Source organism: Streptomyces sp. NPDC054932, from assembly GCF_053610205.1.
Genome location: NZ_JBSGXU010000156.1, coordinates 1 through 19,678 on the forward strand (window position 1 = coordinate 1; position 19,678 = coordinate 19,678).

The 19,678-nt window shown below is 72.7% G+C and carries 19 protein-coding genes and 2 pseudogenes; 13 read left to right on the forward strand and 8 right to left on the reverse strand.

Translation table 11 applies throughout. The features are described 5' to 3' along the window. Positions 1–128 precede the first annotated feature (128 nt). Together ACWGE1_RS31010 and ACWGE1_RS31015 are read left to right on the forward strand one after the other, a co-directional pair. Entirely contained in the window at positions 129–860 is a 732-nt protein-coding gene (locus ACWGE1_RS31010) for a class I SAM-dependent methyltransferase (protein WP_453423781.1), read from the forward strand. Between the two features lie 77 nt (positions 861–937). Further along, positions 938–1,510, forward strand: a complete 573-nt coding sequence (locus tag ACWGE1_RS31015; protein ID WP_453423782.1) for a Uma2 family endonuclease — start codon at positions 938–940, stop codon at positions 1,508–1,510. 6 nt (positions 1,511–1,516) lie between these two features. Here the strand turns inward: ACWGE1_RS31015 and ACWGE1_RS31020 are convergent, their stop codons facing one another. Further along, positions 1,517–3,151 carry a FadD3 family acyl-CoA ligase gene (locus tag ACWGE1_RS31020; RefSeq protein WP_453423783.1) on the reverse strand — a complete coding sequence of 545 codons (1,635 nt, stop codon included), beginning with the start codon at positions 3,149–3,151 and terminating at the stop codon, positions 1,517–1,519. 94 nt (positions 3,152–3,245) lie between these two features. Here ACWGE1_RS31020 and ACWGE1_RS31025 point away from each other — a divergent pair, with 94 nt between their 5' ends. From ACWGE1_RS31025 to ACWGE1_RS31035, 3 genes are read left to right on the forward strand one after another with little or no spacing between them, the layout of a single operon-like run. Continuing rightward, positions 3,246–4,397, forward strand: a complete 1,152-nt coding sequence (locus tag ACWGE1_RS31025) for a lipid-transfer protein (RefSeq protein ID WP_453423784.1) — start codon at positions 3,246–3,248, stop codon at positions 4,395–4,397. A gap of 3 nt (positions 4,398–4,400) precedes the next feature. Beyond that, on the forward strand, positions 4,401–4,880 hold the full coding sequence (locus ACWGE1_RS31030; RefSeq protein ID WP_453423785.1) for a Zn-ribbon domain-containing OB-fold protein: 480 nt from the start codon (positions 4,401–4,403) through the stop codon (positions 4,878–4,880). Further along, a complete protein-coding gene (locus ACWGE1_RS31035) occupies positions 4,877–5,653 on the forward strand; it encodes an enoyl-CoA hydratase/isomerase family protein (RefSeq protein ID WP_453423786.1) in 777 nt (258 codons plus the stop codon). The genes ACWGE1_RS31030 and ACWGE1_RS31035 overlap by 4 nt, the downstream gene beginning before the upstream one ends. A 4-nt stretch (positions 5,654–5,657) precedes the next feature. Here ACWGE1_RS31035 and ACWGE1_RS31040 read toward each other — a convergent pair whose 3' ends face one another. Then, complete coding sequence (locus ACWGE1_RS31040) at positions 5,658–6,299, reverse strand: hypothetical protein (protein WP_453423787.1); 642 nt, start codon at positions 6,297–6,299, stop codon at positions 5,658–5,660. 155 nt (positions 6,300–6,454) lie between these two features. On the opposite strand from ACWGE1_RS31040, the gene ACWGE1_RS31045 reads away from it, so the two are divergent. The 6 genes and pseudogenes from ACWGE1_RS31045 to ACWGE1_RS31070 all read left to right on the forward strand — a co-directional run bounded on the left by ACWGE1_RS31045 (position 6,455) and on the right by ACWGE1_RS31070 (position 10,707). Then, positions 6,455–6,937, forward strand: coding sequence for a hypothetical protein (locus ACWGE1_RS31045; RefSeq protein ID WP_453423788.1), 483 nt, complete (start codon positions 6,455–6,457; stop codon positions 6,935–6,937). A gap of 176 nt (positions 6,938–7,113) precedes the next feature. Further along, a pseudogene (locus ACWGE1_RS31050) lies at positions 7,114–8,175 on the forward strand (WXG100-like domain-containing protein); the annotation flags it as partial. Positions 8,176–8,499: 324 nt separating this feature from the next. Next, a pseudogene (locus ACWGE1_RS31055) lies at positions 8,500–8,877 on the forward strand (YwqJ-related putative deaminase); the annotation flags it as partial. A gap of 40 nt (positions 8,878–8,917) precedes the next feature. Further along, entirely contained in the window at positions 8,918–9,391 is a 474-nt protein-coding gene (locus tag ACWGE1_RS31060) for an SUKH-3 domain-containing protein (protein WP_453423789.1), read from the forward strand. Beyond that, positions 9,384–9,776 carry a YwqJ-related putative deaminase gene (locus ACWGE1_RS31065; RefSeq protein WP_453423790.1) on the forward strand — a complete coding sequence of 131 codons (393 nt, stop codon included), beginning with the start codon at positions 9,384–9,386 and terminating at the stop codon, positions 9,774–9,776. The genes ACWGE1_RS31060 and ACWGE1_RS31065 overlap by 8 nt, the downstream gene beginning before the upstream one ends. Then, positions 9,766–10,707 (forward strand): SUKH-3 domain-containing protein, encoded by a 942-nt coding sequence (locus ACWGE1_RS31070; protein ID WP_453423791.1) that lies wholly within the window; start codon positions 9,766–9,768, stop codon positions 10,705–10,707. Before ACWGE1_RS31065 ends, ACWGE1_RS31070 begins: the two co-directional genes overlap by 11 nt. A gap of 185 nt (positions 10,708–10,892) precedes the next feature. On the opposite strand, the gene ACWGE1_RS31075 is transcribed toward ACWGE1_RS31070, so the two are convergent. The 3 genes from ACWGE1_RS31075 to ACWGE1_RS31085 all read right to left on the reverse strand — a co-directional run bounded on the left by ACWGE1_RS31075 (position 10,893) and on the right by ACWGE1_RS31085 (position 14,876). Next, positions 10,893–11,390, reverse strand: a complete 498-nt coding sequence (locus ACWGE1_RS31075) for a peptidylprolyl isomerase (protein WP_453423792.1) — start codon at positions 11,388–11,390, stop codon at positions 10,893–10,895. Positions 11,391–11,458: 68 nt separating this feature from the next. Beyond that, on the reverse strand, positions 11,459–13,855 hold the full coding sequence (locus ACWGE1_RS31080; RefSeq protein WP_453423793.1) for a serine/threonine-protein kinase: 2,397 nt from the start codon (positions 13,853–13,855) through the stop codon (positions 11,459–11,461). A 226-nt stretch (positions 13,856–14,081) separates the two neighbouring features. Beyond that, positions 14,082–14,876, reverse strand: a complete 795-nt coding sequence (locus tag ACWGE1_RS31085) for a VOC family protein (RefSeq protein ID WP_453423794.1) — start codon at positions 14,874–14,876, stop codon at positions 14,082–14,084. A 364-nt stretch (positions 14,877–15,240) separates the two neighbouring features. On the opposite strand from ACWGE1_RS31085, the gene ACWGE1_RS31090 reads away from it, so the two are divergent. After that, positions 15,241–15,888, forward strand: a complete 648-nt coding sequence (locus ACWGE1_RS31090) for a TetR family transcriptional regulator (RefSeq protein ID WP_453423795.1) — start codon at positions 15,241–15,243, stop codon at positions 15,886–15,888. A gap of 48 nt (positions 15,889–15,936) precedes the next feature. Here ACWGE1_RS31090 and ACWGE1_RS31095 read toward each other — a convergent pair whose 3' ends face one another. After that, entirely contained in the window at positions 15,937–16,410 is a 474-nt protein-coding gene (locus tag ACWGE1_RS31095) for a nitroreductase family deazaflavin-dependent oxidoreductase (protein WP_453423796.1), read from the reverse strand. Continuing rightward, on the reverse strand, positions 16,410–17,693 hold the full coding sequence (locus ACWGE1_RS31100; RefSeq protein WP_453423797.1) for an acyl-CoA dehydrogenase family protein: 1,284 nt from the start codon (positions 17,691–17,693) through the stop codon (positions 16,410–16,412). The genes ACWGE1_RS31095 and ACWGE1_RS31100 overlap by 1 nt, the downstream gene beginning before the upstream one ends. A 131-nt stretch (positions 17,694–17,824) precedes the next feature. Here ACWGE1_RS31100 and ACWGE1_RS31105 point away from each other — a divergent pair, with 131 nt between their 5' ends. Further along, complete coding sequence (locus ACWGE1_RS31105) at positions 17,825–19,054, forward strand: thiolase C-terminal domain-containing protein (protein WP_453423798.1); 1,230 nt, start codon at positions 17,825–17,827, stop codon at positions 19,052–19,054. Positions 19,055–19,080: 26 nt separating this feature from the next. Here the strand turns inward: ACWGE1_RS31105 and ACWGE1_RS31110 are convergent, their stop codons facing one another. Next, positions 19,081–19,287: a DUF4287 domain-containing protein gene (locus ACWGE1_RS31110; protein WP_453423799.1), complete on the reverse strand. Its 207-nt coding sequence runs from the start codon at positions 19,285–19,287 to the stop codon at positions 19,081–19,083. Positions 19,288–19,678: the final 391 nt, after the last annotated feature.

Sequence of the window (19,678 nt, forward strand, 5' to 3'; positions counted from 1 at the left end):
ACCCTCGCGGCACCCGCGGGGGTTCTGCGGTCTACCCGGGGGGTAGGGGGGGGGGGGGGGGCGGGGAGGGGGAGCCACCGCGACCGCCGTACACGTATGTGCGGGGGGCTGCGGCATAGGCTGGGGGTGTGTTCTCCTCCCACGGGCCGAGCGTCCGCGAACTGGCAGTGCAGGGCCTCTCCTCGGTCGAGCGGGGCTACGACCTCCTCGCGCCCAAGTTCGACCACACCCCCTTCCGCACCCCGGACCGGATGCTCGACGCGGTCGAGGAGACCCTCGCCCAGTACGAGGGCACCTTCGGCGCCGGGCTGGACGTGTGCTGCGGCACGGGCGCCGGGATCGGCATGCTGAGCCGGCTGTGCCGCGACCGGATCACCGGGGTGGACCTCAGCGCGGGCATGCTCGCGCAGGCCGAGCGCCGGTACGGCGCGGACGACGACCGCGTGGACTTCGTACGGGCCGACGCGCGGGCCCTGCCGCCCGCCCTCGCGGACACCTACGACCTGGCGGTCAGCTTCGGCGCCTTCGGCCACTTCCTCCCCTCGGAGCGGCCCGCTCTCTTCTCCGGGATCCACGCGGCGCTGCGCGAGGGCGGCGTCTTCGCCTTCCCGATCGGAGCCCCTCTGCCGCTCGGCTCCCGGGTGTGGTGGGCGACGGCGGGCTTCGACGCGGCGATGCGGGTGCGCAACGCGCTCTGGCGGCCCCCGTTCGTCATGTACTACCGCACCTTCCCCCTGGGCCCGGTCCGCGAGGACCTCCGGGCGGCCGGCTTCACGGTGGAAACGGTCCCCCTGGAGCACTTCGGCCACCGCCCGGACGGCACCCCCCACTGGCGCCTGCTCCTGGCCCGCCGCCGGTAGCGTGCCCGCGCCGCCGTTTCCGGGTACGCGAGGGCGCCGCCGAGCAGGCTGAACCAGCGCACCCCCTGGAGGACACCATGGCCGCCGAGCTCCCCGAATGGATGCTCCCGCCCCGCCCGAGCGGCTGGGAGGCGGACGACCTCGACCACCTGCCCCAGGCTCCCCGGCACACCGAGCTCATCGAGGGAGTGCTGGTCTTCAGGGTCTCCCCGCAGCGGTCCTGGCACGCCCGGCTCGTGGAGAACCTGACCTTCACCCTGCGCCAGGCGGCACCTGACGACATCGAGGTCTCCCGGGAGATGACCATCCGGCTCGACCGGAAGAGCCGCCCGGAACCGGACATCCTGGCTGCGGCCGTCCCCTACGACCCGGACCGTACCCGCTACCTCCCCGACGAGGTGGTTCTGGTGATCGAGGTGGTGTCCGAGGAGTCGGCGGACCGGGATCGCTCCATCAAGCCCTTCAAGTACGCCCAGGCGGGAATCCCCCACTTCTGGCGTGTCGAGGACGAGACGAGCGGGCCCACCGTCCACGTCTACGAGCTGGACACCGTCACCCGGTCCTACGTCGCGACCGGGATCCACCGGGAGCGGCTCAAGGTGGCGGTTCCGTTCGCCGCGACCATCGACCTGGGCTCGCTCGTTCCCTGATCCGGCTCAGCGGGTACGGAGGGCGCGTTTGAGGATCTTGCCGCTGGCGTTGCGCGGGAGTTCGGTGACGAACTCCACCGTGCGCGGGACCTTGTAGTTGGCCATCTCGCGGCGGGACCAGGCGATCAGGTCGTCCGCGGTGAGGGTGGAGCCGGGGCGGCGCACGGCGTAGGCCTTGCCGACCTCGCCCAGGCGCGGGTCCGGGATGCCGATCACCGCGACGTCGGCGATGTCCGGGTGGAGGCCGAGGAGTTGCTCGATCTCGGCGGGGTAGGCGTTGAAGCCGCCGACGATGAACATGTCCTTGATCCGGTCGGTGATGCGCAGGTTCCCCTCCTCGTCCATGAATCCCACGTCTCCGGTGTGCAGCCAGCCCTCCGCCGTGATCGCCCGGGCGGTCTCCTCGGGGTCCTCGAAGTAGCCCTGCATGACGTGGTGGCCGCGGACCACGATCTCGCCCGCCTGCCCGGCCGGCAGCGGCCGGCCGTCCGCGTCCCGGATCTCCACCTCCGTGTCCGGGATCGCCCGGCCCGAGGTGGCGGAGACGGTCTGCGCGGGGTCGCCCCGGCGGCACATGGTGACGATGCCGCTGGCCTCGGAGAGCCCGTACGCCGTGAGGACGACTCCGATGTGCAGTTCGCGGCGCAGCCGCTCGACGAGCCGGAGCGGGACGACGGCCGCGCCGGTGACGACCAGGCGCAGGGCGGAGAGGTCGTGGTGGCCGCGCTGGGGGTGGTCCAGGATCGACTGGTGGAGGGTGGGCGGCCCGGGGAGTACGGAGATCCGCTCGGCGGCGACGTTCGCGAGGACGGTGTCCACGTTGAAGACGGGCTGGGGGACCATCGTGGCCCCACGCATCAGGCAGGCGATGATCCCGGCCTTGTAGCCGAAGGTGTGGAAGAAGGGGTTCACGATCAGGTAGCGGTCGCCCTCGCGCAGTCCGGCGAGCTCGCTCCACACGTCGTAGCAGCGCAGGGACTGGGCGTGGGTGATGACGGCGCCCTTGGGACTGCCGGTGGTGCCGGAGGTGAAGATGATGTCGGAGGGGGACTCAGGGTGGATGGCATCGGCGCGCTCGCGCACCGCCGCGGCCGGTACGCCGTCCCCGCCCGCGAGGAAGTCCTTCCAGGTGCGGAAGGAGTCGGGGGCGTCGTCGGCGAGGACGACGACCTGTTCCAGGTGCGGGAGGCCGGGCAGCGGGCCGGTCCCGGAGACCTCGGCGGCGGCGCGGCGCAGGGAGGCGACGTAGGAGGTGCCGAGGAAGGTGCCGGTGACGAAGAGCAATCGGGCCCGGCTGCGCCCGAGGACGTACGCGGCCTCCGCGCCCTTGAAGCGGGTGTTGAGGGGGACGAGCACCGCGCCCGCCGAGACGGCGCCGAGGGCGGAGACGATCCACTCCAGGGTGTTGGGCGCCCAGACGGCGACCCGGTCGCCGGGCTCGGTCCCGGCGGCGATGCAGGCCGCGGCGGCGCGCTCGACGCGTTCGCCCAGCTGCGCGTAGCTGATCCGGGCGCGCCCGTCGACGACGGCCTCGCGGTCGGCGTACCGTGCCGCTGCCGCCCGGACCAGCCCGGCGATGCTGCCCCAGCGCAGGTCCGCGCGTACGTCCTCGTGCCGGTCCTCGCGCCCGTAGTCGCCCATGCGTGCCACCTTCCCGCAGACCCAGTAGCTGACTATCCGTCAGATTAGCTGTAGCCTTCGCGGCTGTCAGTACTGGCGCACCCCGGAGGTGGCGATGGCGGCAACGCTCAAGGACGCGACGGCGATAGTCGGCATCGGCCAGACCGCCTTTGCCAGACATCTGCCGCAGTCCGAGAAGGAATTGGCCTGCCGGGCCATCCTGGCGGCCCTCGCCGACGCCGGCATCGAGCCGTCCGAGGTCGACGCCTTCGCCTCCTACACCATGGAGGAGACCGACGAGGTCGAGGTCGCCAAGGCCATCGGCGCCGGCGACGTCACCTTCTTCTCCAAGATCGGCTACGGCGGCGGCGGTTCCTGCGCCACCGTCGGCCACCTCGCCTCCGCCGTCGCCACCGGCCAGGCCACCGTCGGCATCGCCTGGCGCTCCCGCAAACGCGGCTCGGGCCCCCGCCCCTGGAAGAACACCGCCGTCCAGCTGCCCACCCCCGGCCAGTGGACCCGCCCCTTCGGCCTGCTGCGCCCCGCCGACGAGATCGGCATGCTGGCCCGCCGCTACATGCACGAGTACGGCGCCACCCGCGACCACCTCTTCAACGTCGCCATGGCCTGCCGCAACCGGGCCAACGCCAACCCGGCCGCGATGATGTACGAGCGCCCCCTGACCCGCGAGATGTACATGACCTCGCGCATGATCAGTGACCCGCTCTGCCTCTTCGACAACTGCCTGGAGACCGACGGCGCGCTGGCCTGCGTGATCGTCTCCGCCGAACGGGCCCGGGACTGCCGCCAGAAGCCCGTCTACGTGCACTCCGTCGCCCAGGGCCTGCCCGCCCAGCACCACGGCATGGTCAACTACTGGAACGACGACCCGCTGTCCGGCCCCGCCTGGACCGCCGCCCGCCACCTGTGGAAGCAGGCCGACTTCGGGCCGCAGGACGTGGACGTCGCCCAGATCTACGACGCCTTCACCCCGCTGATCCCGCTGTCGCTGGAGGGCTACGGCTTCTGCGGACGCGGCGAGGGAGCCGCCTTCACCGAGGGCGGCTCCCTGGAAATGGGCGGCCGGCTCCCCATCAACACCGGCGGCGGCGGTCTGTCCGAGGCGTACGTGCACGGCTTCAACCTGATCAACGAGGGCGTCAAGCAGCTGCGCGGCGTCTCCACCTCCCAGGTCCCCGACGCCGCCACCTGCCTGGTGACGGCCGGCGAGGGAGTCCCGACGTCCGCGATCCTGCTGAGGAGCTGACCGATGACCACCGCACCCGAAGCCGCCGCCGCAGCCGCCGCCGAGGTCGCGGCCGAGCTGCTCCTGCCCGTCCCCGACGAGGACGGCGCCCCCTTCTGGGAGTACGCCGCACGGGGCGAGCTCCGCGTCCAGGCCTGCACCGGCTGCGGCCGCCTGCGCTTCCCGCCCCGCCCGTGCTGCCCGCACTGCCGGTCCTTCGACAGCGAATGGCGCCGGATGAGCGGCCGCGGCCGCATCTGGTCCTACGTACGGCCGCATCCCCCGCTGCTGCCCGCCTACGCCGCGCAGGCCCCGTACAACGTGATCCTCGTGGAGCTCGCCGACGCCCCGCACATCCGGCTCGCCGGGAACCTGGTCACCTCGGCGGACGCCCCGCTCGACTCGGTCGACCCGGCCCGGCTGCGCATCGGCGCACGCGTCCAGGTGGTCTTCGCCGACACGGGCGGCATGGCCGTGCCCCGCTGGGTCCTGGAGAAGTCATGACCCTGCGGGTGGAACGGGACAAGGCGACCGGGGTCGCGGTCGTCACCCTCGACCGGGAGCACCGGCACAACGCCATCGACCTGGCGACCGCCGCCGAACTGGGCGCGGTGTGGCGGGAGCTCCGGTTCGCCGAGGAGGTGCGGGCGGTGGTGCTGACCGGAGCCGGGGCGGCCGCCTTCTGCACCGGCATCGACCGCGGCGTCGACGTGCCGCAGCCCGCCTCGCCCTACTCGGCCGACGACCCGCTGATCTCCATCGGCCCCAAGGCCAGCGACCTGTGGAAACCGGTGGTCGCCGCCGTCAACGGCATGGCCTGCGGCGGAGCCTTCTACCTGCTGGGCGAGGCGGAGTTCCTGATCGCCTCCGAGACCGCCACCTTCTTCGATCCGCACACGACCTACGGGATGGTCAGCGCCTACGAGGCCGTCTACATGGCGCAGCGCATGCCCTTCGGCGAGGCCGCCCGGATGTCCCTCATGGGGACCGCCGAACGGCTCTCCGCGCGCCGGGCCCACGAGATCGGGCTCGTCTCGGAACTGACCGCGCCCGACGGGCTTCTCCCGGCGGCCCTGCGGGCGGCAACGACCCTGGCCGGCTTCCCGACGGAGGCCGTGCAGGGCACCGTACGGGCCCTGTGGTCGGCGAAGCAGGCCGCGCTCCAGCAGGCCCTGGCCCAGGCACCGGCGCTGATCGCGCTGGGCAACCTGGCGCCGGAGCGGCAGGCGGAACTGTTCGGCTCCAGGCGGCCCGGTACGGAATTCCGCCTGCGCTGACGGCTCAGCGCTTGCGCGTGGGCTTCGGGGCGGTCTTCGGCGTGGATCCGGTCGTGGACCCGGTCGTGGACCCGGTCGTGGATCCGGTCGTGGATCCGGTCGTGGATCCCGGGCCGCCCGGAGTGGTCCTGGCCGGGCCCGGCGTCGGGCCGTCGGACGATTCGACGGGCCGGTCGAGCCTGCAGGTGGTGACCTCGCCGGCGCGCGAGGACTCCTTGAGCGCCACCTCGACCGTGCGGGTCTCGCGGGCCGCCAGGGTCGCCCTGACCTCGGTCGACTCGATGACGGCGCCGTTCGCGCCCTCCCGGTGCAGCGTCACCGCGACGCTCGCCCTGCGGTCCACGTTCGAGGTGAACCTGACCGTGGTGACCGGCGGGGTGGCGCCCACGCAGGTGACCACGACGGCCGTGGCCGGGGCGCCGCCCGCGGTGGCGGAGGGCGACGCGGTGGCCGTGCGGTTGTTGTTGCTGCTGCCGTGGCTCTTCTTCTTGCTCTTGGAGCTGGAGCACCCGCCACCGCTGCTGCTGCTCTTGCTCTTGCCGCTGCTCCCGCTACTGCTGCTGCCGCCATGCGACGAGAACCCCGTCAGCGCGAACACGACGGCGACCAGCACCACGGCAAATCTGATCCGACGTCCAGCCACCATGGCCAGAACCCCTCCCCCTGGACAACGGCGGCACGCTACCAGCCACGGGGCGGCCGCCGGATCCCTCCGTCGGGCCGGACATGCGGGCCCGACGTGCGGGCCGTACGGGCCGGGCGTAGCGTCGGCACCGGGACCCCTACCTGGGAGGGCCGGGCATGCTCCGCAATGTACTCGGCTCCCTGATGGGTCTCGTCGGAGCGGCGGCCGCCGTCTGGAGCCCCTTCCGTGCCTGGTACGACGGCCGTCACGGACGCGAGTACGGCGTCCAGGAGCTCTTCACCTCCGCCGGGATCACCGGCCACACGCCCACTCTGCTGGCCTCGATCCTGCTCCCCTACCTCTTCGCCGCCGTCCTCACCCTGTGCGCGGTGCTGCTCCGCTCGCGCCTGCTCATGGCGCTGGCCGGGTTCGTCGTACTCGGCTTCACCATCCTGTGGACGGTCCGCCAGGGCCAGGCGGCCGGGAGCCTGACCGTGGGCGGCGACGGCCGGGGCCTCGGTGACGGCCTCGCCAACGCCTACGGCGCCGGCGCACTGATCCTCCTGGGCGCGGCGGTGATGCGCGGCCGCCCCGCCCCTCGCGCCCGCCCGCTCCCCCCGACGAACCCCACGTCCCCGCCGTCCGGCGGCTACGCGTAGCATCCGCGACGCCGTACGAACCCGCACGGAATTCGCGCCGCATCGCTCAACTCCCGCACGGGGAACACCCCCTCAGCGCGACCGATGCTCCCCCGCCAGACCCTGCCGAGCGATCGTGAAGATATGCTTCGCACACGCAACGGGGGAATGCCGGACGTACGGGGGGATGGGGTCGCGTGGCTGTCACGGTGCCCGACTGGGCCGACACTCTGCTGGACCTGATCGGTGTGGCCTGGCCGAATGTGGACGAGGACGCCTACCGGGCGATGGCCGACTCGCTCCGCGAGTTCGCCGAGGACCTCCTCGACGACGGCCAGCTCGCCAACAACCACGTCGAGCGCCTGCTCTCGGCGAGCAGGGGCGAGTCGATCGAGGCCCTCAACAAGCACTGGAACACCGTAAAGACCAAGCACTTCAAGGACATTGCCGAGGCGGCCCGCACCATCGCCGGCGCGATGGACATGGCGGCCGGAGCCGTCGAGGGCATGAAGTACGCGGCCCTCGTCCAGCTGGGCTACCTCGCCGCCGAAGCCGGTATCGCGCTCTCCCTCATCCCGGTCACAGCGGGCCTGTCCGCGCTGTTCGGCGCGGCCGCGATGCGGCTGACCCAGGAAGTCGTCAAGCGGCTCATCAAGGAGTGCGTCGAGGAGGCCGTCGGCTACATCGTCTCCGCGATGACCGAACCGGCCGTCGCCGCCCTCGAAGGCATGGCCGCCGACCTCGTCGTCCAGCTCGGCTCGATGGCCCTCGGCTTCCAGGACGGCGTCGACCTCGACCAGACCCGGCAGGCCGGCAAGGACGGCTTCGACGACGGGGTCCGGTCCGGCAAGGAAGCCCTCCACCTCGCCTCCGCGGGCGGCGCAGGATCCGGCGGTGGCGGTACCGGCCTGGTCGACCTCCACATCGAGCACTCCGAGCACGACCGCGCCGGCACCAGCCTCAACACCGTCAGCACCGGCATCCACGGAAAGACCAGCTCGAAGCTGACCAAGGCCAAGTCCCACCACGGCCGCACCCGAGGCCGCGACTCCATCGCCCAGGCCATCGACCCCGTCGCCGACAAAGCCATGACCGCCCTCACCAAAGCCACCAAGGCCATGGGCGACCACGTCGGCACCACCCTCCCCAAAGCCGTCAAGCAGATCTCCACCGACCACAAGAAGAACGACCAGGCCCTCCATGACGACTTCAACCGCCTGAAGAAGAAGGACGGCGCAGGCGGACCCGGCGGACCGGGCGGACCCGGCGGACCGGGCGGACCCGGCGGTCCGGGCGGACCCGGCGGTCCTGGCAACGGCGGAGGCGGCGGCGCGGGCAGCGGCGGCCCCGGCGGCCGCCCCCTCGATCCCCAGCCGGCCTCCCACGGCCGGTCCTCGGCCGGGATGAAGCACCACCGCCGTGACGCGCTGGACGTCAGCCATCTCGACGAGCAGCAGCGGCACGCCCTGCTGCGCCACGAGGCCAGTCAGCTGTCCGAGACCGCGCAAGCCACCCGCGGACAGCAACCCCCGGGCAAGGAGCGCCTGAAGAGCGGCTGTTCGGGTGCCTTCCTCCACGACGACGTCGTCACCTCCCACTCCAGCTCGCAGAAGTACAAGGAGGGCCAGGAGAATCCGAACGCGCACCCCGTCGTACAGGACCTGTACGACGACATCGGACGGCGTGCCGACAACGGGGAATACCCCAAGGGTCGCGGGCACGGCAGATGCGCGGAGGTGTCCCTGGTGTCGGACCGATTGCATCAGATGCAATCGGAGGGGCGGAACATCACGAGCATCGACGAAGCCAGGGAAGCCCTCAGAGGGAGCGTCATGCATACCGTGACCATCGGCGAGCAATTCGACGAGGACAACAACAAGATCCCGCACAACAGCTATATCCCACCGTGCAACAGCTGCAAGCATGCGATGTCCGCACTCGGAATATCATTGCTGAGCTGAACCCACCCCCGGAAGACGCGCACCGAGAGGCAGTACAGCAGTGAGACCACCAGCTCCGCAGGAAGAAGTCCAGGCATGGCTCCGGGACAACGGCTGGCACCCCGACCACCAGGACCGCAAGGCGGCCGAGCAGCTCATCGAGGCGCGCGTCCAGGACTCCGTGCGGCAGGGATTCCCGCTGACGCCCTGGGAGGCGGTCACCGATTTCGTCAGCCGCTACGCCGGCCTCGTTTTCCCCATGCCCCAGGCACCCGAGCGGAAATTCGTCCCCAATCCGACCATGGGATACGCGGACGACGCCGAGGACATCGTCGAACTGGCCACGGACATCGGCCACAAGCTGTTTCCCGTGGGATACGAGACGGTCGAGGCGGGAATCGTCCTCATGGACGACATCGGGAGGTTCTTCTACCTCCACCACACGGGCCCCTACTTCCTCGGAAAGGACGAGGCCCAGGCCCTCTCCAGCCTTATGCGAGGCGATCAGGACGAAGTGGACGCCTACTATGTCTGACGCGCTGCCGGGCGTGGCCGCCTCGCTCCTCGTCCAGAACACCGTGCTGAGCCACACCAATCTCAGCGGGGACGGGGCGCCCCGCCTCCACCCCGCCGTGCAGGGCTTCTTCGACGCGCTGCCGCCCGCGCAGCGGGAGCCGTTCATCGGCCTGTGCGCCGAATCCGCCCTGGTGTCCGACCAGTTCTACGCCCTGGACCAACAGCGCGGCGACGGTCGGGTCACCACGCTCGACGAGGCCGGGCCCCATTTCACCGGGGCCCTCATCGTCGCGCGCAAGATCCGCCCCCACGGGGATCCCGAGCACGGGACCGAGGCCGTCGTCTGCCGGTCCTGCTCCGCGCTCCTCGACCGGCTCGGCATCGATGTCCTGCATGACGAGTGACGCGGACGTCCTGACCGCCGCCGGCTGGTTTCCCGGGCGGGACGCCGCCGCCCCTGCCATGCGGGCGATCCTCGAAGCCTGCGCCGTGGTGGAACCACGGGCCGGCGGGGCGGGCTGGGAAGTGTTCCCGGCCGCCCGGGAGGCGCTGCGCGCCTACCACGGCCTGCTGGTCCGACCCTCCGGCCCCGGGCTGGACGTCGCCCCGACCGGGGCGGTCGTGGACCCGCGTGAGGCCCAGTACGCCTCGGGGGCGTTCGAACAGGTCCGCAAGCACACCGGCGCCCGGCTCTTCCCCTTCGGCCGCACCGACACCGACGCCCCGATCGCCGTGGACGAACTGGGCCGGCTCTTCGTCGTGGACCACGGGGGCGCCCGGATGCTCGGGGACTCCGTGCCCGACGGCCTGACGGCGCTCGCCCGGGGGCGGATGCCCGTACGCCTCACCGCGCGGCGGCGGTCCTGGACGTTCGGGCCGCTGCGCTCCGCCGAGCTGCTCACCGACGCCGTCAAGGTCGCGCTGACCGGCGTGTACGTCCTGCACCGGGCCGGTGCGTACAGCGCCCGCGAGATCCGGCTGCGCGCGACGACCCTGCGCGGGGTCGGCGACGTGGCCCTGGACCGCGGTTTTCCGCTGCCCGCCGGCTCTCTGGAAGCCGCGGCCGAGCCGCTGGTGCGGGGCATGGGCGGAGCGCTGGCCGAAGCCGGTGCCCGCGCCGAGGGAGCGGAGCTGCGTCTCTCCGTCCCCGCCCCGCGGGGCACCGGGACGCTCGCCCGCGCGGACTTCGACTGCGTCCTGACCGTGGGCGGCTCGGCCGCCCGACCCACGACGGCCGAGCTGGTCCTCTCGGCGGGACCGGGAGCCTGCATCGGTCACCCCGCAGAGGTCTTCGAGGCGCTCACCGCCGACTTCGAGCGCTGCGCGGCCGCGTGACGAACGAGGCCTACCGCCTGATCGCCGCGCACCTCCCCGAGGGCTGCGGCCCGGCGATCGACGGCACCGCGAACAACCTGTGACGCCGCCCCGACGCACGGCACGGCGCGGCACGGCCCGGAAACGGCGGCGGCGCCCCCCCCCCCCCGGGGGCCTGGGCCGCCCCCCCCACAGGCGGGGTGGAATCAGGCGGCGTCGACGACGCCGGAGGCCGCGATCTCGACCTTGCCCTTGGGGGCGCCGGACTGGGAGCCCAGGGCCTCGATCTGGTCGACGAGCGCCTGGCCCTCGACGACCTCGCCGAAGACGACGTGCTTGCCGTCGAGCCACGAGGTGACGACGGTGGTGATGAAGAACTGCGAGCCGTTGGTGTTGCGGCCGGCGTTCGCCATCGACAGCAGGTACGGACGGTCGTGCTTCAGCTGGAAGTTCTCGTCCTCGAACTTCTCGCCGTAGATGGACTTGCCGCCGGTGCCGTTGTGGTTGGTGAAGTCACCGCCCTGCAGCATGAACTGGGGGATGACGCGGTGGAAGCCCGAGCCGGCGTAGCCGTAGCCGTTCTGGCCGGTGGCCAGCTCACGGAAGTTGCGCGCCGTCTTCGGGACGACCTCGTCGAAGAGGGCGAAGACGATGCGGCCGGCGGGGGCGCCGTTGATGTTGATGTCGAAGTAGACGTTGCTCATGGGGTCCATCCTGTCACTCCCGGTGCGGTGCGCTACCCGGCGGGGCCGCAGCCCCGCCTCGGAGCAGGTCAGCCGCTCGTCCGGGTGCCCGTCCCCTTGGCCGCGTCCAGGGCGTACACGCAGCGGTCCTTGCTGCATGCGTAGACCACGCCCGCGTCCGCCACCGGGGCGCCCGTGATCTCACCGCCCGTGGCCAGCTTCCAGCGCAGCTGGCCGCCCGCCGCGTCCAGGGTGTACAGGCAGTGGTCGGCCGACCCGAAGTGCACCCGGCCGTCCGCGACCGCCGGCAGGCCGGTGATCTCGCCGCCCGCCGCGAACCGCCACTTCGGGGTTCCGGTGACCGCGTCGAGCGTGTAGAGAGCGCTGCCCGCGCCCAGGTGGACGTTGCCGTTCGCGACCACCACCGGGTCCGGCGACTGCCGTGCCTCCGTCGCGATCCGCCAGCGGTCCTGGCCGGTGGCCGCGTCGAGGGCGTACACCGTGCCCAGGTAGTCGACGAGGTAGACCCCGCCGCCCGTGACGGCCGCGCCCGGCGCGAAGGCCGGGGGCGCCAGGAAGACCGCGGGGGCCTCGAAGTGCCAGCGGACCCGGCCGGAAGCCCGGTCCACCGAGATCACCCGGGTGCCTGCGACCACGTAGACGTTGCCGTCCGGCGCCGGAGTGACCCGTACCGGGACGTTGCCGCAGGAGGCCGCGTCGCCGATCGGGTACGACCAGGACTCGCGGCCGGTGCGGGCGTCCAGGGCGCGCAGCCGGGCGTCCTGCCACACGTACACCGTGCCGTCGTGCAGGACGGGGGCGGCCTCCGCCGTCTCGAAGTCGCTCTGCGCCCCGGTCAGCTCCCACAGCTTGTGGCCGCTGGACGCCTCCCGGCCCTGTACGCCGCCACCGCGCGTGGCGGTGACGACCGTGCCGTGCTCGGCACGCAGCGCGTACACCCAGGCGTCGGTCGACAGCCGCCACCGCTCGGAGCCGTCACCGGCGTCGAGCGCGTAGAGGGAGGGCCCGTCGGAGGCGTGGATCCGGTTGTCGGCGACCGCCATGGACCAGGCGACGTCGCGGGTCTTGAACTGGCGGCGGCCGCTCGCCACGTCCAGCGCGTGGACCTCGAAGGAGGTCACGTAGAGCAGGTTCCCGGCGACGGTCGGGGTGCCCCAGACCTCGTTCGACATGCGGAAGCGCCACGGCCGCCAGCGGCCGCTGTCCGGGGCCGGGCCGGGGCTCGGTACGGGCTGCACCGCGGAGGGGGTGGCCACGGACCCGCCGGGCGGGCGGATCCAGCCGGTCGCCGAGTCCGCGGCGGAGGCGGAGGCGTGCGCGGCCGGGGCCGCGGCGCTCGCGCGCGGCCCGGGCCCGATCGGCACCGCCGAGCCGCCCAGGCGCACCGGCTCGCCCGAGGGCACCGGGGACCTCGGCGGGTGGTGCGGACGCTGCGGGACGGCCTGGCCGGTCCGCGGATCCACCCAGGAGTCCACCCCGCGCGGGCGGCGGTGCGTGGCGGCCTCGGAGGCCGCGCCCCGGCCCCCGGAGCCCGAGCCGGGCGCCGGGACCACGGGGGCGGGCGGCGTACGGTGGCCCGCGCGCCGGGCCTCGATCATCGCGACGGCCCGTGCGGGCAGCCATGCCGAGGCGGTCCCGCTGTCGTCGCCGCCGTCGAACAGGTGCGGGGCGAGCTGCGCCTGCAGGTCGGCCGGGGTGGGCCGCAGCGTGGCGTCCATCTGCATGCAGGAGTCGATCAGCGGCCGCAGCTCGGCGGGGAGCCCCTCCAGGTTGGGCCCCTCGCGCAGCAGCATGAAGACCGTCTCCACCGGGTTCGCCCCGTGGTACGGCGGATGCCCGGTCGCGGCGAAGACGAGCGTGGAGCCGAGCGAGAAGACGTCACTGGCGCCCTTGACGCTGCGCGAGTCCTTCGCCTGCTCGGGCGACATGTACGCGGGGGTGCCGACGGCGACGTTCGTCATGGTCAGGCGGGTGTTGGAAACCCCGCTCGCGATGCCGAAGTCGATCACGCGCGGGCCGTCCTCGACGACGAGCACGTTCGACGGCTTCAGGTCGCGGTGGACGAGGCCGGCACCGTGGATGGACTGCAGGGCCTCGGCGATGCCGGCGGCGAGCCACCGTACGGCCTGGGCGGGCATGGGCCCGCACTCGTTGACGATCTCCTCCAGGGAGGGCGCCGGGACGTACGCGGTCGCCAGCCACGGCACGGCGGCACGCGGGTCGGCGTCGACCACGGCCGCGGTGTAGAAGCCGGACACGGCGCGGGCGGCCTCCACCTCGCGGGTGAAGCGGACGCGGAAGAGCTGGTCCTCGGCGAGCTCGGTGCGCACCGTCTTGATCGCGACCCGCCGTCCGGACGCGGACCGCGCGAGATAGACCAGCCCCATGCCGCCGGCGCCGAGCCGTCCCAGCACCTCGAAGGGGCCGATCCGTCTCGGGTCGTGCTGCGTCAGCTGCTCCACCACTCGCCTCCACACCCATCCCCGTACGGGCCACTCACCGGGCCCGCTGCCACCGGCACGGGCCCTGCCCGTGCAGCGTCTCACCCCGGGCGCCGCCCGGGTCGAGCAACCCCGATTCTGTCAGGCCCGGACCCGGTCCGGCCCCGGCACGTCGAGCAGCGCGGTGTGATCTGCTCGAGGATCGCTCCGGAACGGGCGCCGCACCCCCCGGCCGCCGCACGGGAGGGGCCTACGCGTCGGGCTTCGTCCGAGGTTCCGACAACAGCCCGAAGACCGCCCCCTGATTGTCGGCGACGACCGCGATCCGGCCGTAGGGGGTGTCGAAGGGGTCGGCGGTGACCCGGCCGCCGAGCCGCTGCACCGTGATGACCGACTGGTCGCAGTCGGGGACGGCGAAGTAGGCGAGGAAGTGCGCGGGCATGATCTCCGGGAAGGCGTCGGTGATCAGGCTGCGGCCCAGGACGGCGGTGTCCGTGCCGGGCGCGCTCCCCGGCGGGGACCAGATGCGGTACTCGACACCGGCGTCGTCCTGGTCCTGCGGGACGTAGCCGAAGACCTTGGCGTAGAAGACGTCGACGGCGTCACGGGCGCGCGTGTAGACCTCGCTCCAGCAGTACGTGTACGGCTCCTGCTGGGCGTCGAAGCCGTGGTGGGTGCCGGGCTGCCACAGGCCGAAGACGGCTCCGCCGGGGTCGGCGGCCATCGCGGCGGTGCCGTACGGACCGACCGGCATCGGGTCCATCACCATCTGGCCGCCGGCGGCCCGGATGCGCTGCGCGCAGGCGTAGGCGTCGGTGGTGTAGAGGTAGATCCCCCAGACGGTGGGCATGCGGCCGTCGGGCTTGGGGGCGAGGGCGGCGACGTTGCGGCCGCGGCTGTAGGCCTGGGTGTAGTGGCCGTACTCTGCGCCGGCGCTGTCGGCGAAGGTCCACTCGAAGAGCTCACCGTAGAAGCGCTTGCCCGCCTCGACGTCCGGAAGCGAGGCGTCCACCCAGCAGGGTGCGCCTTCCGCGAATGCGGCCATGGGCCCGTTTCCTTCCGTTGTGCGGGGGTGTGTACCCTCTCACCTCTCCCTGCCATGGTCCGCCCGAAAACTTGTCCACAGCCTGTTGATAAGACTATTCGGGGGAAACCTTGCGGAACCGGGCGACACGCCCGGGCCGGGGGCCGGGCGCGACCGGAGCATGCGCCGGAGCGTGCGCCGGAGCACAGCTGGGGCGCATCCGGGACGAGGTCACGGCCCGACAGGGGGCGCGCGGGTCCGCTTTCCAGGCCGGAACGCGCCGCCACGGCCGCCCGGCACGACCTTCCGCCCAGGCCAGGGACCCCGTAACCCCATTTGCAGGCGGCCGAATAGCGCGCAGATCACCCCTCGGTAAGCTGACGGCATGACAGGACAAGTACGCACCGTCGACGGGCGTGTCGCCGGCCGGCGCGGCCAGGCGACGCGGCAGAAGCTGCTCGACTGCCTCAGCGAGATGCTCAGCTCCTCGCCGTACCGCGACGTCAAAGTGATCGACGTCGCCCGCAAGGCCGGTACCTCCCCCGCGACCTTCTACCAGTACTTCCCGGACGTCGAGGGCGCCGTCCTGGAGATCGCCGAACAAATGGCAACCGAGGGCGCGCAGTTGACGTCGCTCGTCGAGGGCCGGACCTGGGTCGGCAAGTCCGGGTGGGCCGCCGCCGAGGAACTCGTCGAGGGCTTCCTGGAGTTCTGGCGTCGCAACGACGCGATCCTGCGGGTCGTCGACCTCGGCGCGGCCGAGGGCGACAAGCGCTTCTACAAGATCCGCATGAAGATCCTGAACTCGGTCACCAACTCCCTCACGGAATCGATGAAGGAGCTCCAGGCCAAGGGCAAGGTCGACAAGGACGTCAGCCCCGCGGCGATGGCCGGTTCGCTGGTCGCGATGCTGGCCGCGGTCGCCTCGCACCAGAAGGGCTTCCAGACCTGGGGTGTCAAGCAGGCCGAGCTCAGGCCGAACCTGGCGCTGCTCGTCCACCTCGGCATCACGGGCAAGAAGCCGACGAAGTAGCGGCGGACCCCCGGACGCCCTCCAGGGGACCGCCGACCACGCCTGCGATCAGCGACGCTCCAGGCGGAACAGCCGGATCTCGCGCTCGATGCGCGCCTGGTACGTCGCGTACGGCGGCCAGAACCTCAGCACCGCCCGCCACGCCTCCGCGCGCTCCTCACCCGTCAGCAGCCGGGCCCGGACGGGGATGTCCCGGCCGTGCCAACTCACGTCCGCGTCCGGGTGCTTGAGCAGGTTCCCGGTCCACGCCGGGTGCCCGGGCCGACCGAAGTTGGAGCCGATCAGGATCCAGGTCGTCCCGCCGTCCTCCGGCATGCAGGCGAGCGGGGTCGTGCGCGGTTCACCGGTCCTGGCGCCCTTGGCGGTGAGGATCACGCCCGGCAGCATCTGGGCGCTGAGGATGACCTTGCCGCGGGTCAGCCGGTGCACCGCCTTGTCCATGGCGGGGATGAAGTGCGGTGCGATCTTGGCGAAGAGCATGGTCGAGGAGACCTTCTGCATCAGCTTGACGCCGGGAGCCATCAGACGGCCACCTTCTCTTGTGCGGGCGGGGACGGGGGCGGGGACGTGGATGTGGACGTGGGCCGGGCGGGAGACTCCGGCGGGGCCGCGGCCGGATCCGCGGCAGCATGTGCAGCCGGATCCGCGAACAGGCCCGCACGGTCGGCGGCGTGCGCCCGCAGCCGGTGGACCGGGCCGAACAGCAGCTCGTCGGCCGCCGCCCGCTTGAAGTAGAGGTGCGCGTCGTGCTCCCAGGTGAAGCCGATGCCGCCGTGCAGCTGGATCGCCTCGCCCGCGGTCACCCGCAGGGCCTCCAGGCCCTGGGCGAGCGCGAGGCCGCCCTGGTCCGGGTCCCAGGCCGCGTAGTAGGCCGCCGAGCGGGCCGCCTGCACCTGTACGTACAGGTCGGCGAGCCGGTGCTTGACCGCCTGGAACGACCCGATCGCCCGGCCGAACTGCTCGCGCTGGCGTACGTACTCGACCGTCCGGGCGAGCGCCCGACCGGCCGCACCGGCCGCCTCCGCGGCCAGCACGGCGGATGCGGTACGCCCTGTGGCGGCGAGGGCGCCGAGCACATCGGCCCCCTCGTCGCCGAGCAAGTGCGCGGGCACGTCCCTCAACTGGATCCTCGCCTGCGGGCGGGTCTCGTCGAGCACGGCCTGCCGGGACCGCACCAGCCCGGGCGCATCCTCCCGCACGAGGAACAGCAGCGTGCGGCTGCGCGCGAAGCCGCCGGTGTGCGCGGCCACCAGCAGCAGCCCGGCACTGTGCCCGTCGAGCACCTGGGCCGCCTCCCCGTACAGCCGCCAGCCGCCGCCGGACTCATCGGCGCGGGCCTGGACACCGCCCGCGCGACCGCCGCCGGACCACTGCCCGGAAGCGTCCTCGCCGGTCAGCGCGAGGGCGGTGGCCAGCGCCGGACCGCTGACGGCGAGGGCGGCGGTCAGCCCGCCCGTCGCCAGTGGCGGGAGCAGCTCGGAGCGCTGGGCGGCGGTGCCGAGGGCGGTGATCAGGGGCACGCACAGGGCGGCGGTGGCCAGCAGCGGCGAGGGCAGCAGGGCCCGCCCGGTCTCCTCGCAGGCCAGGGCCAGGTCGGCGGAGGTGCAGCCGACGCCGCCGTACTCCTCGGCGACGGCGATGCCCGGCAGCCCGAGCTGTCGCGCGAGCTGCTGCCAGAGCTCGCGGTCGTGTCCGGCGGTGGTGCGGACGGCGGCCTTGACCTCGTCGGGGCCGCAGCGTTTGCCCAGGATCTCGCGCAGGGTACGGCGTATCTCGTCCTGCTCCGCGGTGAAGGCGGCATCCATCGTCGGGCTCCTCCCCGTATCTGACGGGCCGTCATGTTAGGCCCGGCGGGGACAGATGCACAGGGGGCGGCGGGGGCGGGTTGCGCGGCGGGGTCTAGCATCTGACGTCTCGTCAGATATACCGTCCTTCCATGCCTGGACCCACATCCGGACCCCTGTCCGGACCCACACCCGGATCCACACCCGGACCCGTGACCCGCGCCCGCCGGAGGGTCGCGGTGGTCGGCGTCGCCCTCTCGGACTGCGGCCGGGTGGACAGCCCCACCCCCTACGCCCTGCACGCACAGGCCGCCCGGCGCGCCCTCGCCGACTCCGGCCTCGAGCGCTCCGTCATCGACGGCTTCGCCTCGGCCGGCCTCGGCACCCTCGCGCCGGTCGAGGTCGCCGAGTACCTCGGGCTGCGCCCCACCTGGGTCGACTCCACCTCGGTGGGCGGCTCGACCTGGGAGGTCATGGCCGCACACGCGGCGGACGCGATCACCGCCGGGCACGCCAACGCCGTGCTCCTGGTCTACGGATCCACGGCCCGGGCCGACATCAAGGCGCGGCGCCGCACCTCCAACCTCTCCTTCGGGGCACGGGGACCGCTGCAGTTCGAGGTCCCGTACGGCCACACGCTGATCTCCAAGTACGCCATGGCCGCCCGCCGCCACATGCACGAGTACGGGACGACGCTGGAACAGCTCGCCTCGGTCGCCGTACAGGCCCGGGCGAACGCCGCCACCAACCCGGACGCCATGTTCCGCGACCCGATCACGGTCGACGACGTACTCGGCGGCGACATGATCGCCGACCCCTTCACGAAGCTGCACTGCTGCATCCGCTCGGACGGCGGCTGCGCGGTGCTCCTGGCGGCGGAGGACTACGTACCGGACACCGCGAAGGCCCCCGTCTGGATCCTGGGGGCGGGCACGTCCGTCTCCCACACCACCATGTCGGAGTGGGAGGACTTCACGGTGTCCCCGGCGGCCGTCTCGGGCCGCACCGCCTTCGAACGGGCCGGCCTCACCCCGGCGGACGTGGACCTCGCGGAGATCTACGACGCCTTCACCTACATGACCCTGGTGACCCTGGAGGACCTCGGCTTCTGCGCGAAGGGCGAGGGCGGGGCCTTCGTGGAGAAGGGCCGCCTGCTGCGTGACGGGGAGCTCCCGGTCAACACCGACGGCGGCGGCCTCTCGGCCTGCCACCCCGGCATGCGCGGCCTGTTCCTGCTGGTCGAGGCCGTCCGCCAACTCCGCGGCGAGGCGGGCCCGGGCCAGGTCACCAAACCCGGCGGCCGGCTCCCGGAGGTCGCCCTGGCCTCGGGCACGGGCGGCTGGTTCTGCTCGTCGGGGACGATCCTGCTGGGGCGGGGGTGAGCGGCCCCCGCCCGGGGCCGGGACCGCTACTCGCCCCCGGCGAGGGTGTGGGCCACGAGGGCGTTGGCGTGACCGTGCCCCAGGCCGTGCTCGGCCTTGAGCCAGGAGACCAACTCCATGTGCTTGGTCAGCGGCGAGGACCGGATCAGGTCCTGCCACTCCCCGATCGGACGTCCGTACTTCTTCTCGATCGAGGGGAAGTAGCTGGCGGGGCCCTTGACTGTCTCGGCCATGATGTGTGTCCCTCCGGGGGTGGTGCGGGCGGCGTGTTGCGTGTTGCGTGTCCCAGGTATGACCGCGGCGGCACCGGAAACTCATCGGTGGGGCGGAAGATTCTTCGGCGGGGTGGCTTCGGGGGCGGGGGTCGGGGGCGGGGTTTCGGCGGGGCGGCATCAGGGATGCGTATGGGGGTTTCCCGTCAGTCCCATCGTCTCTCCGGTTCATGCCGGCCCCTCAAGGGCGCTCCCTTCGGTCGCGTCGCTGCGCGATGGCCTCCGGCCACCCTTGACCGCCCGTCCGCCCCGGACATACGAAGACTGCCGGGAAACCCCCAAAGGAACGGGCCGGGGGATGCGTTCCAGGGACGGGGCGGTCGGAGATGGGCGGCCCGGTCGGGGTGGGGCC

Excerpts from the sequence above, each read along its gene's own strand:
- ACWGE1_RS31015 (WP_453423782.1), top strand. The coding sequence starts at position 938 with ATGGCCGCCGAGCTCCCCGAATGGATGCTCCCGCCCCGCCCGAGCGGC.
- ACWGE1_RS31020 (WP_453423783.1), bottom strand. The coding sequence starts at position 3,151 with ATGGGCGACTACGGGCGCGAGGACCGGCACGAGGACGTACGCGCGGAC.
- ACWGE1_RS31025 (WP_453423784.1), top strand. The coding sequence starts at position 3,246 with ATGGCGGCAACGCTCAAGGACGCGACGGCGATAGTCGGCATCGGCCAG.
- ACWGE1_RS31030 (WP_453423785.1), top strand. The coding sequence starts at position 4,401 with ATGACCACCGCACCCGAAGCCGCCGCCGCAGCCGCCGCCGAGGTCGCG.
- ACWGE1_RS31035 (WP_453423786.1), top strand. The coding sequence starts at position 4,877 with ATGACCCTGCGGGTGGAACGGGACAAGGCGACCGGGGTCGCGGTCGTC.
- ACWGE1_RS31040 (WP_453423787.1), bottom strand. The coding sequence starts at position 6,299 with ATGGTGGCTGGACGTCGGATCAGATTTGCCGTGGTGCTGGTCGCCGTC.
- ACWGE1_RS31045 (WP_453423788.1), top strand. The coding sequence starts at position 6,455 with ATGCTCCGCAATGTACTCGGCTCCCTGATGGGTCTCGTCGGAGCGGCG.
- ACWGE1_RS31065 (WP_453423790.1), top strand. The coding sequence starts at position 9,384 with ATGTCTGACGCGCTGCCGGGCGTGGCCGCCTCGCTCCTCGTCCAGAAC.
- ACWGE1_RS31070 (WP_453423791.1), top strand. The coding sequence starts at position 9,766 with ATGACGAGTGACGCGGACGTCCTGACCGCCGCCGGCTGGTTTCCCGGG.
- ACWGE1_RS31075 (WP_453423792.1), bottom strand. The coding sequence starts at position 11,390 with ATGAGCAACGTCTACTTCGACATCAACATCAACGGCGCCCCCGCCGGC.
- ACWGE1_RS31085 (WP_453423794.1), bottom strand. The coding sequence starts at position 14,876 with ATGGCCGCATTCGCGGAAGGCGCACCCTGCTGGGTGGACGCCTCGCTT.
- ACWGE1_RS31090 (WP_453423795.1), top strand. The coding sequence starts at position 15,241 with ATGACAGGACAAGTACGCACCGTCGACGGGCGTGTCGCCGGCCGGCGC.
- ACWGE1_RS31095 (WP_453423796.1), bottom strand. The coding sequence starts at position 16,410 with ATGGCTCCCGGCGTCAAGCTGATGCAGAAGGTCTCCTCGACCATGCTC.
- ACWGE1_RS31100 (WP_453423797.1), bottom strand. The coding sequence starts at position 17,693 with ATGGATGCCGCCTTCACCGCGGAGCAGGACGAGATACGCCGTACCCTG.
- ACWGE1_RS31105 (WP_453423798.1), top strand. The coding sequence starts at position 17,825 with ATGCCTGGACCCACATCCGGACCCCTGTCCGGACCCACACCCGGATCC.
- ACWGE1_RS31110 (WP_453423799.1), bottom strand. The coding sequence starts at position 19,287 with ATGGCCGAGACAGTCAAGGGCCCCGCCAGCTACTTCCCCTCGATCGAG.